This is a genomic window from Thalassolituus sp. UBA6592, from assembly GCF_002433655.1.
In the GTDB taxonomy this organism is placed as follows: Bacteria; Pseudomonadota; Gammaproteobacteria; order Pseudomonadales; family Oceanobacteraceae; genus Venatoribacter.
In genome coordinates this window covers 15881-30575 of sequence record NZ_DJIO01000165.1, presented here as the reverse complement: position 1 = coordinate 30575, position 14695 = coordinate 15881, and the positions used below count along the sequence as shown (strand labels likewise).

Sequence of the window (14695 nt, the reverse complement as noted above, 5' to 3'; positions counted from 1 at the left end):
ATGACGAAGCCATGCACTACGACGACGATTACGTCCGTGCTCTGGAATACGGTATGCCACCAACCGCCGGTGAAGGTATTGGTATCGACCGTCTGGTTATGCTGTTCACCAACAGCCACACCATTAAAGACGTGATTCTGTTCCCGCACATGAAGCCACTGGCTGACTGATCGCAGTAGCAGTAAAAATAAAACGGGTAATGGCATCCATCGCATTACCCGTTTTTTTATTTCAGTAAATTAAAAAATAAAGGAGTCCGGTGTGGGCAAAGCCGGTGAGTTACATCCGTCATGGCAGGCTGTGTTAGGGCAGGAATTTGAGCAGCCTTATATGCACACTCTGCGTGAGTTTCTGCAGCAGGAAAAGGCCGCCGGAAAAGTGATCTTTCCGCCGGGGCCGCAGATTTTTAACGCCTTTAATCATACGCCGTTCGATCAGGTGAGGGTGGTTATTATTGGTCAGGACCCTTATCACGGCCCGGGGCAGGCCCACGGCCTGAGCTTTTCTGTGCAGCCGGGTGTAAAAGTACCGCCGTCTCTGGTGAATATTTTCAAAGAGATTCAGGCGGACCTGGGCTTACAGATGAGTGGTAGTGGTGATCTGACGCCATGGGCGGATCAGGGCGTGCTGTTATTAAATGCTACCCTGACGGTTGAGCAGGCTAACGCTGGTTCTCATCAGAAAAAGGGCTGGGAAGAATTTACCGACGCCGCTATTAAGGCGCTGAATGAACAGCGTTCAGGGTTGGTGTTTGTTCTTTGGGGCAGTTACGCGCAGAAGAAAGGGGCCGTGATTGATCAGCAGCGTCACATGGTGCTTAAATCACCTCACCCGTCGCCCTTGTCGGCGCATCGCGGATTTTTTGGTAACCATCAGTTTTCGGCGATAAACCAATATCTGCTCAAACAGGGTCAGCAGCCAATTAACTGGCAGATCTGACGTAACGCTGCAGGCACGCTGACTTCACCCGTGTCTGGTTCACAGTGCTTACAACGGCTTCTGCAAATAAAACTGGTACATACCGGCAAACAGTGACGGATTGGCCTGCTCAATATCATGCCATTCCTGATGACTCAGCTGAGCGGCTTTTTTGCCGGCAATACTGAGTAACTCAGCTGAGCCGGGCGGTGCCAGCATGCCCAGCCATTGCAGTCCGGAGGCGGCATAAAAGTCCGATAACTCCAGCACATCAAAAGTATGTTCCTGCTGATGAAAGAGCAGATCGCGGCAGGCGCTGAGACTATAGAAATCAGGTGAGTTATAGATGGCAGACCAGTCACCAGCCAGCTGGTTTTGCAGCAGTGTTTCCCGCACCAGACGCATATCCAGTGTCGACTGCGGAATATTATCGCCCATCAGTTGACGCAGCTCGCTGATTTTCTGTCTCGCCGTTGTGCTGTACAGCGCGATTTTTATAACCCCGCCGGGGCGCAGTAAGCCAGCCAGAGCCTGCAGTCCCTGCCGGGGATGCTGCATATGGTGCAGCACGCCAGAACACTCAATGATGTCAAAATCCTGTTCCAGCTTATCCAGGTTGAGAATATCCCCCTGAATAAAATGAATATCCGGTGTATTGCGTTTGCGTGCCTGCAGTAAGGCGTAAGCCAGCGCCGATTCACTGAGATCCAATGCTGTAATCTGCATTGGTGCAAAATAATGTGCCAGACGGATGGCATGTCGTCCTGTACCGCTGCCGGCAACCAGTACGTCCGGTACAGGTTTACGGATACGGGAAAAGTCTGCCAGAGGGAACAGACCACGAAGTGACTGAACATAGTCTGACGGTAAGTTATAGCCGATATCTGTCCAGCGTGGGTAAGGATTTTCATTGTATTGCTGGCGCACCCGGGATGAAATTTTATCGCCGGAAGAAGGCAATTGGGGAACTTCAAAACGGGCTTTGCTTAATGACTGATATTCTTTCAGAGTTTGTGCAATCAGCGGATACGCACGCCAGCTGATGCGGCGGTTGGCCAGTTCGTTGATAAAGCTGCAATCGTTTAAGGGTTTGTACATCATCACCAGAGTAAGAGCCGGGGCGATTTCAGTGGCTCCGGTACCATCGATGCTGAGTATTTTTCCAACCAGCGATTCCAGCTGGTCTGTCAGCTGATATTCCTGCGCGTCCGTGTACCAGACGCCTTCATTCAGCTGGGTCTGAGCTGCAAGTGCGGTAACAAATGGCAGCAGATCATTTTTGATGGAAAGATTTTTACTGCAGCTGAACAGCAGCGACTGACGTACAGTAATCAGCAGGCGCTCCATTATCGGGTCGCAGAAAAAGAAACGCTGCAGTGATTTCAATAACAGAGTATCGCTGATGATATCGTCAAAATTTAACGGGCAACCAGCTTCGGACAAATGCAGCTTATGCTTTAGCAGAGAGGTTGTCAGAGTACGCAGCTGACTGAAATCCACGTCACGGAAATCCAGGTAACGCAACAGATCCTGTTCCAGTTCTTCAGCGTAGAAATCAGCCACAATTTGATCGGCTGCTTCAAACAGCTTGCTGCGCAGCTGACGGTTGTCTGACTGGGTTTTAATCAGTTCACGGTAATGACGGAAGGCTTCTACAAAGTCGCCCTGCAGCAGGCGTGTATGGGCCAGCCAGTTATAGGATTTTGTCGCAACTTTGGAAATTCTCGCGGACTGCTCAAAATAGTCGGCGGCTTTATCCAGTTGGTTACGTGCTAAAGACAGTTGGCCAGCACTGTATAAGAGGGATACGCTGTCTGGCTTTATACGCAGGCCTTCTTTAAGCCAATGCGCGGCATCGTCGTAATGGCCAAGCTGCATATCAATACGTGCCATCAGGTTAAGACCCGTCAGGTGATCCGGTTTGAGCAGATAACCCTGATGAGCGATCTGAGCAGCCTTACGCATCAGAATGCGGTCGTTAGCCTGCTGAGCTTCGCTGTAAAGTCGGCTCGCCATATCAAACAGGCGGCGGTATTCCGTACTGTTCTGGCGGCGTTCGGCTGTCTTAAACTGTGCGCTGGCCATATTAGCCTCGATAAACAAAAGTGTTTCCATGCCTGTAAGCAGCTACTGTGCCATTTTTTAAGTTATTGTTTTTAAAGGATTATATATTGATAAGGCCGGTTTTCAGGGCGGACCAGACTTGCCGCTGCGGTTGCCGGTTGCCGCTTGCCGTTGTAAAAAATTGCTTTCCACCCTAAAGAAAGAGAGTGAGTTGCCGTCATATAGATAACAATGAACATTTGCAGGAGACTGTTATGTACAACAGCGGTGCCAAGCAATATCAGCAGGTAAACGTCACATCTGAAGTGTTGGATGCCGATCCGCACAGGCTGATACAACTGTTACTGGAAGCAGCTCTGACCCGTATGTCCCAGGCTAAGGGTGCGATAGAGCGTAAGGACTATGAAGAAAAGGCAAGTTTGCTTGGCCGTGTAAACACAATTATTGAAAGTTTGCAGAGCAGTCTGGATCATGAAGCCGGTGGTGACGTGTCGCGTAATCTTGAACGTCTTTATGACTACATGAATCGTCGCCTTATCACTGCCACTGCCAGAAACGATGTGACCATCATTGATGAAGTAATGGGGCTGATGCTGCAGGTAAAAGAGGGCTGGGACGGGATTCGCGATGAATATCTGAAAGGTCTGGCTGGTTCTTCTTCAGCGGTTTCTGCCACGGCAGGTGACCCTTCCGCCCGGTTGAGCAGTCATATTTCTGCCTGACTTACGTTTAGTTCTCTTCTGTCTTTTTGACACTTAAAGGCCGTTTACGGCCTTTTTCTATATTGTCTTTTCACGACCAATTCAGCTATAACCCCTCTTAGGCACGTTAGTTGCTATACATGGTTTTTTTAACGTCAGAAGTTTGACTTGCGGCAAATTAGATACTTAACTGTTCAGACGGTCGTCAACGAACTGGCGGTGTCAGATAACAAGCAGCCGCTGCGGGTTTATCTTGAGGGGAAGGAAGGGCAACCACTATGTGGAGAGAAATTAAAGTTCTGTTGGTCGACGACAATGAGCAGCGTCGTCACGATATGAAAGTCATTCTCGATTTTCTTGGTGAAGAGGCCATTGTTGCCGGTACTGCGGACTGGCGCCGTGAAGCCGAAGGCAAAGTTGAAGACAGTACTGAAATCAGCGCTGTATTTGTTGGCGACAGTAACGCCCTTGCATTGAGTGATGTTATTGAAGGGTTGCTGAGCTGGGACAAAGGCATTCCATTATTGTACATGGGTGACAGCGGTCTGCCGGAAACTCTGCCCGAGACAGTACGCCGTGCATTGCTTGCTCATGTTGAGATGCCGCCGAGCTACAACAAATTATTGGACAGCCTGCATCGCTGTCAGGTCTACCGTGAACAATATACCCACAACCGCTCCCGTGGCGAACGCCGTGAAGTCCAGCTGTTCCGCAGTCTGGTAGGTACCAGTCGCCAGATTCAGCACGTGCGTGAGCTGATCATGCAGGTCGCAGATAAAGACGTCAGCGTTATGATTCAGGGGGAATCCGGTACGGGCAAAGAAGTGGTTGCGCGGAATCTGCATTACCATTCCCATCGCCGCAGTAAGCCGTTCGTTCCTGTGAACTGTGGCGCGATTCCCGCAGAGCTGCTGGAAAGTGAACTGTTTGGTCATGAAAAGGGTGCATTTACCGGTGCTATTAACAGCCGACCGGGCCGTTTTGAACTGGCAGAAGGCGGTACGCTGTTCCTCGACGAAATTGGCGATATGCCATTAAATATGCAGGTGAAAATTCTGCGTGTACTGCAGGAACATACCTTCGAACGCGTAGGCAGCAACAAAACCATTAATGCTAACGTACGAATTATTGCGGCGACCCACAAAAATCTTGAACAGATGATTGAAGAAGGGACTTTCCGCGAAGACCTCTACTATCGTCTGAATGTATTCCCCATTGATATGCCATCCCTGCGTGAGCGGGTAGAAGATCTGCCGCTGTTACTGAATGAGCTGATCTCACGTCTGGAAAATGAAAAGCGCGGCTCTATCCGTTTTAATTCCGCGGCTATTATGTCGCTGTGTCGTCATGACTGGCACGGCAATGTCCGTGAACTGGCGAACCTGGTAGAGCGTCTGGCTATTCTCCATCCTTACGGCGTTATCGGCGTCAATGAATTACCGAAGAAATTCCGTCATGTGGATGATACGGACGAAAGCAATCCGATTCCTGTGGTGACGGATGTTAATCCGGGTGATGGTCTGGCGGGTATCGATTCGCCGGCACTGTTGCCGGTCAATGGTCTGGATCTGAAAGAGTATCTGCAGGATCTGGAGTGCTCGCTGATTCAACAGGCACTTGATGATGCCAGTGGTGTTGTCGCCAGAGCCGCAGAAAAACTCAATATCCGCCGCACTACGCTGGTGGAGAAAATGCGCAAGTATAATCTCGGTCGCAAAGAAAGAGATTTCGCCTGAGACCTTTACCGCCAAACAGTGCTGTACCCACACCTGAGTATGGCACTTATTAAAAAGCCGGGCATTATGCCCGGCTCTTTGCCTTCCTGATGATGTTCTGGCAAAGACAGACTGATTGACTGCGTCGGAATTGTGTTCGTTTATTTGACTCCTTTCTTTATTTTTCACGCTAAAAAACAGGCACGCTAATTGCTCAACCACTAATCAGATGATGTTAATGCCGGAAATCCGGCAAACGTGGTGAGGTAATTATGGCTGACTCCGCTCTGGAAATTCTGGACTATCCCGGCGCCACCGGTAAGCGTCAGGATCTGCGTGAAGCTTTTATGATGTTTAACGAAATGTCACAGAAGCTGACGGATTCCTATGAATTTCTTGAGAACCGTGTTGAACAGTTAAGCGGCGAGCTGGCCAATGTTTCTGCGCAGCGCATGCAGGAAATGGCGGAAAAAGAACGCCTTGCGGACAAGCTGGAAAGCTTGCTGCAGCTGTTGCCTGCTGCTGTGCTGGTGCTCGATCAGTTTGGTTGTGTACGCCAGAGTAACCGCGCCGCAGATGAATTATTGCTGCCGTTAGCAAAGGTTGAATCATTGAATGGCCGGCGCTGGCGTCAGCTGATTCAGACCTGTTTTAAACCGCGTCGTGATGATGGTCATGAAATTTCACTGGTGGATGGACGCCGCGTGCAGGTACGTACGGCCGCCATGACGAACGAGCCGGGACAGGTAATTCTGTTGACGGATATGACTGAAACCCGGCAGTTACAGGCACAGCTCAGTCAATATGAACGTTTGTCTGCCATGGGAAAAATGGTCGCCTCGCTGGCGCATCAGATCCGTACGCCGTTAGCCGCAGCAACCCTTTATGCCGGACATTTATCCGCGCCTGAACTGCAGGATGAACATCGCATCCGCTTTGCCGGAAAGCTGCAGGAACGTTTACGTCATCTGGAAAACCAGGTGCGCGATATGCTGATCTTTGCCCGTGGTGAAGCGCCGCTGAACGACGAAGTGTCACTGGCGGAATTAATGCAGGGAGTGAGTGATGCGATGGAGGTGCCATTGCAGAACAGTCACGGTACCTGCCGCATTCATAATGAAATACCGGATCAGCGTCTGGTGTGTAACCGCGATGCACTGATCAGTGCAGTGATGAACCTGGTGAATAATGCCATCGAATCCAGTGCTGCTCCGGTGCATATCGATATTGATGTTATCCGCTGCGGCGACGCACAGATAAGCCTGACCGTCAGTGACAACGGACCGGGTATGACAGATCAGCAAAAAGAAAAAATTCTCGAACCGTTTTACACCACAAAAGCCAATGGCACGGGCCTTGGTCTGGCAGTGGTGCAGGCGGTTGCCAGAGCACATAAAGCGGAATTTCACCTGACAGACAGCCCGACTGGTGGCGCGTCAGCTCAATTTATTTTACCGGTTCACTGATAGCAGGGTCGCGGCTCTGTATTGGTCATCAGCAAGGAGAAAAATATGCGTCTTTTAGTTGTGGAAGATGATCCCCGTCTGCGCGAAGCGATTGTCGATACCCTGATGATAAAAGGGCATGAAGTCTGTGAAGCAGGCAATGGCAACGATGCAATGGCCATTGTCGCGGCACAGCCTCTGGATCTGGTGTTGTCAGATATTAATATGCCGGGTATGGATGGTCTGGGGTTACTGGAAGCCATAAAATCGGCTCATCCCTGGCTGCCGGTGGTGCTTATGACAGCCTATGGTGATGTTGGCCAGGCGGTTAAAGCCATGCAGCGTGGTGCCAATGATTATCTGATGAAGCCGTTTGAGCTGCCGGAGCTGGATAAAATCCTGCAGCAGTTTAACCAGACATCATCAGCAGGGGCGGATGACGAATCAGAACCAGTGTGTGAAGCGGTAGCTTCGCGTCAGTTATTTCAACTGGCTGAACGTGTAGCGCAAACCGATTCAACGGTACTGATCAGCGGTGAAAGCGGAACCGGTAAAGAAGTACTGGCGCGTTACATTCATCAGCATTCCTCCCGTCGCTTACAGCCTTTTATTGCCATTAACTGCGCAGCGATTCCGGAAAATATGCTGGAAGCCATGTTGTTCGGTTATGAAAAAGGCGCCTTTACCGGTGCTTACAATGCGATGCCGGGTAAATTCGAGCAGGCCGATGGCGGTACGCTGTTGCTGGATGAAATTACCGAAATGGATCTTGGTCTGCAGGCAAAGCTGCTGCGTGTTCTGCAGGAACGTCAGGTCGAGCGTCTGGGTGGTAAAAAAGTACTGGATCTGGATGTCCGTATCGTGGCGACCACTAACCGTGATCTGGCCGAGTACGTAGCCGATGGCCAGTTCCGTGAAGATCTCTATTATCGTCTGAGTGTCTTCCCGTTGCACTGGCTGCCGCTGCGTGAACGTAAAGACGATATTCTGCCACTGGCCAAACGGCTGCTGGCACACCATGCCGCGAAAATGAAGCGTCCGGTACCATCACTGGCGGCGGATGCAGAACTGAAACTGATGACACATACCTGGCCCGGTAACGTCCGTGAGCTGGACAATACGATGCAGCGTGCACTGATTATTCAGTCTGGTCCACAGTTGTTCGCCGCCGATTTTATTCTGACACCGGTTCCGAAAAACCGTCAGTCAGAGATGCCGGTGGCGGATGTTATTTCTTTGACGGATTCTGAGCAGGCGCTTGGCAACGATCTGAAAAACCGCGAAGTTGAACTGATCGTCAAAGCACTGAAAGAAGAACCAAGCCGCAAAGATGCTGCCGACCGTCTTGGCATCAGTCCACGAACCCTGAGATACAAGATGGCGCGTCTGCGTGATGACGGTATTGATGTCGAGGCCATGCTGGCCTGACGCCCGGTAATAATCTTCCCTTGTTTGCGCCTTTTTTAAGGCGCTTTTTTTTGACACCTGAAAAACGAAATCGCCACAACAAATTGGCAAGCCGATTGCAGAGTCATAAATTAATACAGAAAAACCGGCAGAAAGCGTCAATATTTCGGACTAGCTGTCCAGGGTGAGGGAAAGGATATGGTGGATCGGGTTGATATTAATTCAGTACTGATGCAGATGCGTCAGGTTAAGGCGCAGATGCGTGAACAGCAGCCTGCCGCTATTAATACAGAAACGCGTCCCAGTCTGGCGGATAAGGTACAGCAACTCAGTGAACAGCAGTCCACCGCCGCGATCAGCGGTGATAATACTGTACCGGATTTCCAGACCATGTTTAAAAACGCCGTTGATACGGTAAACGCTCATCAGAAAACCTCAGCGGAAATGGCGACGCGTTTTGAACAGGGTGATCCTTCCATTGATCTGCCGGAAGTAATGATTGCCATGCAGAAATCCAGTGTTTCTTTTCAGGCGATGACCCAGGTGCGCAACAAGCTGGTCGAAGCCTATAAAGAAGTCATGAATATGCCGGTATAACAGGTAGACCCTTATGGAAAATGTACCCGCTGAAGCAACAGGCGCAGGCGCCGCAACGGCTCCGGAATCAGATCTGCCGGCAGAAAGTACTTCTGCAGCTGCAGAAGGAGGCCATCCGGTTCTTGCCGGTTTTAACCGTCTGTCGATTGTCCGTCAGATCGCTGTTATCGGCGGTATCGCTCTGGTGGTGGCGTTATCATTTGCCATTATGCTGTGGTCGCAGGAGCCGACCTATAAACCCCTTGTTCATCGTCTGCAGGATCATAACGCTCAGGACATTATTGAAATTCTGCAACAGGAAGGCATTAATTTTGAAATTGATCCTTCCAGTCAGATTTTAATGGTAGAAGCCAGCGATCTGCACGAAGCCCGGATGAAGCTGGCGGCGGCCAGTCTGATTGACGACAAGACTGTCGGTCTGGAAGTACTCGATCAGGACAATACTCTGGGTACCAGTCAGTTTATCGAAAATGCCCGCTATCGCCGCGGCCTGGAAGGTGAACTGGCGCGTACTATTGCCAGCGTAAAAGCCGTGCGTAATTCCCGTGTGCATCTCGCTTTGCCGAAGCAATCTGTGTTTGTCCGCGATCAGCGTAAACCGCGCGCGTCGGTTTTTGTTGAACTGTACGCCGGACAGAATCTCTCCCGCGACCAGGTCGAAGCCATTGTGAATCTGGTTGCTTCCAGCGTGTCAGAAATGGAACGTGCCGATGTGTCTGTGGTAGATCAGTTCGGCAATCTGTTGTCTAAAATGGAACCGGAAGACAGCAGTGAAATGGTTGCCCATAAACAGCTGGAATACACCGAAAAATTAGAAGAAGGCATTACTCAGGCGGTTAATAATATTCTCAAGCCAGTGCTGGGTCAGGAAAACTATAAAGCAGAAGTGTCTGCCGACGTAGACTTTACTATCCAGGAACAGAGCGAAGAACTTTATAACCCGGATCTTATTGCCCTGCGCAGTGAGCAGCTGGTTGATGAAGAAAACGCGGATAAAACCAATGGTGGTATTCCGGGTGCATTATCCAATCAGCCACCGGCGGCGGCGACCGCACCGGAACAGGCGAACGGTGGTGCCGGTGCCGGCGGTGCAACGGTTAATCGTCGCTCAGAAGCTACACGTAATTACGAAGTGGATCGTACATTAAGTTACAAACAACAACAGCCTGGCCGTATCCGTCGTTTGACTGTCGCAGTAGTCGTAAATGACAGGGCTTCTGTGAATGCTGACGGCGACACTGTCTATCTGCCGTGGGAAGATGCTGATTTACAGCGTCTGGAAGTACTGGTGAAAGACGCCGTTGGTTTTAACGCCGCCCGTGGTGACAGTGTTAACGTAATTAATTCACCTTTCATGGGTAAAGGTGAGCTGGAACTGGGCGATCCGGATTTCTGGACGCAGCCATGGTTCTGGGAAATTATGAAACAGGTTCTGGCTGGTCTGTTTATTCTGGTGCTGATTTTCGGTGTGATCCGGCCAACGATCAAAAGTATTGCCAATCGTGGACGTGACGAAACTTCGGTACTGCTGGATGAACTTGAAGACGCCGAAGCCGGTCTGGATGACGATAAAGTAACCCTGGCGGGGATGGATGAATTCCTGCTACCGGGGGCATCGGAAAGTTTTGAACGGCAGCTGGATGCGCTTAAAGGCCTGATTGCTGAAGATCCGGCGCGGGTTGCCAATCTGGTTATTAAATGGGTGAACGAAGAAAATGCCTGAAGATAATAACGGCGCTAACGATCTTGCCAAACTGAACCGCCTGGAACGCTCAGCGATTCTGCTGATGACGCTGGGGGAAAAAGACGCGGCTGAAATTCTCAAGCACATGGGGCCGAAAGAAGTACAGAAAGTCGGTACCGCCATGGCCACTTTAGCCAACGTTAATCAGTCGCAGGTTGAAGGCGTGGTCGCTGAATTTCTGGAAGCCGTCAGTGGTCAGACCGGCATGGGACTCGGCTCTGACGAATACATCCGGAATATGCTGACACAGGCATTGGGTAACGATAAAGCCGGCGCCCTGATTGACCGTATTCTGCTGGGCGGTAATACCACAGGTCTGGATTCACTTAAGTGGATGGAATCGCGCCAGGTGGCGGACCTTATCCGTCATGAGCACCCACAGATTCAGGCGATCGTGGTGTCCTACCTGGACGCTGACCAGTCGGCAGAAATTCTCTCCAATTTCCCGGAAAAAGTACGTCTCGATATTGTTATGCGGGTTGCTGCACTGGAGGCGGTTCAGCCGGCTGCACTGCATGAGCTGAACGATATTCTTGAGCGTCAGTTCTCTGGCAAAGGGGGTGCTCAGACCACCAGTATGGGTGGTGTCAAAGTGGCGGCCAATATTGTCAACTTTGTGGACAGCACCATGGCGGCGGACCTGCTCGAACAGATCAAAGAAGTGGACGAAGATCTGGGTATTCAGATTCAGGATCTTATGTTCGTCTTCGACAATCTGGTGGATGTCGACGACCGCGGCATTCAGGCACTGATGCGCGAAGTTTCCACCGACCTTCTGGTTGTTGCGCTGAAAGGTGCGGACCCGGCCGTGCAGGAAAAGATATTCAAGAATATGTCGAAACGTGCGGCCGAATTGCTGCGTGATGATCTTGAAGCGAAAGGGCCGGTTAAAGTCAGCGAAGTGGAAGCTTCGCAGAAAGAGATTCTTACCATTGCCCGACGTCTGGCGGATGCCGGTGAAATCGTGCTCGGCGGTGGTGGTGAGGCCATGATGTAATATGACTGGAATCCGTCAGCCGCATCATTTTCATCCTCTGCATGAAGAAGACGTCAAAAATAAAAAAGACGTAAAACCCTGGCGTCTGCCGTTCTGGACGGAGCCGCCGGGCTGGACGGCAGAAAAAGAGAAAAAGCAGGAAGAAGTAGCCACAGAGTCTGCGCAGGAAGAGGCAGAAGAGCTGAATCTGCCAACCGCAGAAGAGCTGGAAAATATCCGTCGTGAAGCCTACAACGATGGCCTTGAGCAGGGTCTGGTGGAAGGGCGTCAGCAGGGCCATAAAGACGGTTATCAGGCTGGCCACAAAGAAAGTTACGATGCCGGATTTGCTGAAGGCAAAGCAGAAGGGCAAAAACAGGGGCGTGAAGAAGGCCACGCCGAAGGACTGCGTAAAGCGCAGGCGGAAATCAATAATATCTCCGGCCGTCTGAATCGTCTGATTCAGCATCTGCAGGCCAGTATCGTTGAACGCGATCAGGCATTGCCGGAAGTGCTGGCAGCCATGCTGGCGGGTATGTGTGAACAGGTACTGCAGACCGAATTGCACAGCGGAGCGCGTAACATTTATCAGTACGTGCGCCATGCACTGGACGAACTCCCGGCTGGTGAAAAACAGATTAAAGTTTTTGTCGGCCCTGATGACGCTGCGCATCTGCAAAACAGTCTGGATATGACCGGCGATGAAGTGCATTACCGCGTGGACGATAAACTGCGTGCCGGTGAATGCCGTGTCGAAAGTGAGCACTCACTGGTTGAATATTCCACCGCCGATCACCTGAATCAGCTGCTGCAGCGGGTTCTGCCAATGCTGATGCAGGAAGCTGCCAGTTTCCCGGACGATGATGAACAGAATCAGCTGCATCAGGCAATTGCTGAGCAGACTGAACAGCCGGACGCAGCGGATGAAATAAACGAAGAACTTCAGCAGGCGGTCGATGCCGCCCTTGCTGACGACACGCCACCATCCCCGCTGGCTGAAGACCCTGCCGCGACAGACATTCTCAACCGGGCAGAAGAAAGCGCTGAAGCTGCCTCTGCTGACCTTCTTCAGGACTCCGAAAACGGCTCTCAGCCAGATTCTTATAATGCATCGCGTACTGTATCCACCGAGGTTCCGGATGAGCCTCAGTGAGCGCTGGGCAGGGGTGCTGGGCGAGCAATCTCCTTATCAGCCCAAAGTCGCCGGTAAACTGATCCGGATGGTTGGCCTGACGCTGGAAGCGATTGGTCTGAACGTAAGGGTGGGTGACCGCTGTATGGTCGAGCGTCAGCAGGGAGGCGATATCGAGGCCGAAGTGGTTGGTTTTGATGGGCAACGCATTTTCCTGATGCCGATTGAACAGATGGAAGGGCTGCGCCCGGGGGCCCGCGTGTGGCCGCTGACCGTTGCTGCGGATGTGCCGGTGGGGCCTGGTCTGCTGGGGCGCGTGGTGGACGGCACAGGACGCCCTCTGGATGGCCGTGGGCCACTGCAGGGGATCAGTCAGGGCCATTTACAGGGGCAGACTATTAACCCCTTGCATCGCGCTCCTATTCGCGAGCCGCTCGATGTCGGTATCCGCGCAATCAATTCGATGCTGACCGTTGGCCGTGGCCAGCGTATTGGTCTGTTCGCCGGTTCAGGTGTCGGTAAGAGTGTATTGCTGGGCATGATGACCCGCTTTACCAATGCCGACATCGTCGTCGTTGGTCTGATCGGCGAGCGTGGCCGTGAGGTGAAGGAATTTATCGACGAAATTCTGGGAGAAGAGGGTCTGCAGCGTTCTGTAGTCGTGGCATCCCCGGCGGACGACTCACCCTTAATGCGCCTGCGTGCCGCTCAGTATTGCACCTCGGTGGCGGAGTACTTCCGCGATCAGGGGCTGAATGTGCTGATGTTAATGGACTCGCTGACACGTTATGCCCAGGCACAGCGTGAAATTGCCCTTGCCGTGGGAGAGCCTCCGGCAACCAAAGGGTATCCGCCGTCCGTATTTAATAAATTACCCAAGCTGGTTGAGCGCACCGGTAATGGTCCACAGGGTGGTGGCTCGATTACCGCTTTTTATACCGTGCTCAGTGAAGGTGACGATATGCAGGACCCGGTGGCCGATGCCAGCCGGGCAATTCTTGACGGCCATATTGTGTTGTCACGGAAACTGGCGGAAGAAGGTCACTATCCGGCGATCGATGTGGAAGCATCGGTCAGCCGGGTTATGCCACAGATCGTCAGTGAAGACTGGCTGCGCAAGGCACAGCTGTGTAAACAGCTGTTATCACATTATCGTCAGAATCAGGATCTGATTGCCGTCGGAGCCTATCAGTCGGGTAATGATAACCTGCTGGATCTGGCCATTGACCGGCTGCCAAAAATTAAAGCCATGTTGCGTCAGGGACTGAGTGAAGGCTCGGATCTTAACGCCAGCGCCAATGCCCTGAATGAACTGTTTCCGATTCCCGCTCAGGGCAATCAATCAAATAACGCGCAGGCTAAAGCGCGATGAGACGCCATCCGCGCGCCAGACGTCTGCAGGTTGTTCTTGATCTGACCGAGCGCGAAGAACAGCAGGCGCTCAGCCAGTGGGGCGCTTTGCAGCAGAAGCTGGCGGCGGAGCAGGAGCAGCGACAGCAGCTGCTGACCTACAGTCTCGAATATCAGCAGAAAATATCAGCCCCGTCTTCCACTGCTGTCAGTGCCGGACAGATCCATAACACCATTGGCTTTATGGGGCAGATTGAGCAGGCTATTAATGCGCAGCAGCAACAGATTGCCCTGTTGCAGAAGCAGACAGACAACGCCCGCCAGAATTACCTTGCGCTGCATGGCAAAGTAAAAGCACTGCAGGAACTGATAGAGCGGCTGGAGCTGGAAGCAGCGCAGGTTGCTGACAAAGAAGCGCAGAAGCAGTCCGATGAGTGGACCAGTCGCAATGCAGCGCGTTCTTCTCCTTATCACTGATCACGGATTAAGTTATCGCTGATCACGGACTAAGCCGTCTGTGCATGATAACGGGTTATGCGGGTTATAAACGGTACGTCTGTATTATTACATTTGCGAACAATAGCAGAATACATTCTGTTATTGTTTTTTGATTCGCTCAATTTCGTCCCTGCCTCTGTATCCCCCG

At 51.7% G+C, this 14695-nt stretch carries 13 protein-coding genes; 12 read left to right on the top strand and 1 reads right to left on the bottom strand.

Annotated features, from left to right (window positions below):
• Both B2Z72_RS16785 and ung read left to right on the top strand, forming a co-directional pair.
• Positions 1 to 170 (top strand): amino acid--tRNA ligase-related protein (locus tag B2Z72_RS16785; protein ID WP_297005352.1); only part of this gene is annotated, 170 nt, incomplete at its 5' end.
• A gap of 91 nt (positions 171 to 261) precedes the next feature.
• The gene (ung, locus tag B2Z72_RS16780; protein ID WP_297005350.1) at positions 262 to 939 is read left to right on the top strand and encodes a uracil-DNA glycosylase; all 678 of its coding nucleotides are present in this window, start codon (positions 262 to 264) and stop codon (positions 937 to 939) included.
• Between the two features lie 48 nt (positions 940 to 987).
• Here ung and B2Z72_RS16775 read toward each other — a convergent pair whose 3' ends face one another.
• A complete protein-coding gene (locus B2Z72_RS16775) occupies positions 988 to 3033 on the bottom strand; it encodes a methyltransferase domain-containing protein (RefSeq protein WP_296985478.1) in 2046 nt (681 codons plus the stop codon).
• Between the two features lie 203 nt (positions 3034 to 3236).
• Between B2Z72_RS16775 and fliS the strand changes: the two genes are divergently transcribed.
• The 10 genes from fliS to fliJ all read left to right on the top strand — a co-directional run bounded on the left by fliS (position 3237) and on the right by fliJ (position 14526).
• On the top strand, positions 3237 to 3704 hold the full coding sequence (fliS, locus tag B2Z72_RS16770; protein ID WP_296985480.1) for a flagellar export chaperone FliS: 468 nt from the start codon (positions 3237 to 3239) through the stop codon (positions 3702 to 3704).
• A 257-nt stretch (positions 3705 to 3961) separates the two neighbouring features.
• The gene (locus B2Z72_RS16765) at positions 3962 to 5419 is read left to right on the top strand and encodes a sigma-54 dependent transcriptional regulator (protein ID WP_296985483.1); all 1458 of its coding nucleotides are present in this window, start codon (positions 3962 to 3964) and stop codon (positions 5417 to 5419) included.
• Positions 5420 to 5670: 251 nt separating this feature from the next.
• Positions 5671 to 6864 carry a sensor histidine kinase gene (locus tag B2Z72_RS16760; RefSeq protein ID WP_297005348.1) on the top strand — a complete coding sequence of 398 codons (1194 nt, stop codon included), beginning with the start codon at positions 5671 to 5673 and terminating at the stop codon, positions 6862 to 6864.
• A 45-nt stretch (positions 6865 to 6909) separates the two neighbouring features.
• Positions 6910 to 8271 (top strand): sigma-54-dependent transcriptional regulator, encoded by a 1362-nt coding sequence (locus tag B2Z72_RS16755; protein WP_296980965.1) that lies wholly within the window; start codon positions 6910 to 6912, stop codon positions 8269 to 8271.
• 177 nt (positions 8272 to 8448) lie between these two features.
• The gene (fliE, locus tag B2Z72_RS16750) at positions 8449 to 8847 is read left to right on the top strand and encodes a flagellar hook-basal body complex protein FliE (RefSeq protein ID WP_296980963.1); all 399 of its coding nucleotides are present in this window, start codon (positions 8449 to 8451) and stop codon (positions 8845 to 8847) included.
• 13 nt (positions 8848 to 8860) lie between these two features.
• Positions 8861 to 10570 carry a flagellar basal-body MS-ring/collar protein FliF gene (gene fliF, locus B2Z72_RS16745; RefSeq protein WP_296980962.1) on the top strand — a complete coding sequence of 570 codons (1710 nt, stop codon included), beginning with the start codon at positions 8861 to 8863 and terminating at the stop codon, positions 10568 to 10570.
• Positions 10563 to 11588 (top strand): flagellar motor switch protein FliG, encoded by a 1026-nt coding sequence (fliG, locus tag B2Z72_RS16740; protein ID WP_296980961.1) that lies wholly within the window; start codon positions 10563 to 10565, stop codon positions 11586 to 11588. Before fliF ends, fliG begins: the two co-directional genes overlap by 8 nt.
• A 1-nt stretch (position 11589) precedes the next feature.
• The gene (locus B2Z72_RS16735; RefSeq protein WP_296980959.1) at positions 11590 to 12720 is read left to right on the top strand and encodes a FliH/SctL family protein; all 1131 of its coding nucleotides are present in this window, start codon (positions 11590 to 11592) and stop codon (positions 12718 to 12720) included.
• On the top strand, positions 12707 to 14071 hold the full coding sequence (fliI, locus tag B2Z72_RS16730; protein WP_296980957.1) for a flagellar protein export ATPase FliI: 1365 nt from the start codon (positions 12707 to 12709) through the stop codon (positions 14069 to 14071). Before B2Z72_RS16735 ends, fliI begins: the two co-directional genes overlap by 14 nt.
• Complete coding sequence (gene fliJ, locus B2Z72_RS16725; protein WP_296980956.1) at positions 14068 to 14526, top strand: flagellar export protein FliJ; 459 nt, start codon at positions 14068 to 14070, stop codon at positions 14524 to 14526. Before fliI ends, fliJ begins: the two co-directional genes overlap by 4 nt.
• Positions 14527 to 14695 lie beyond the last annotated feature (169 nt).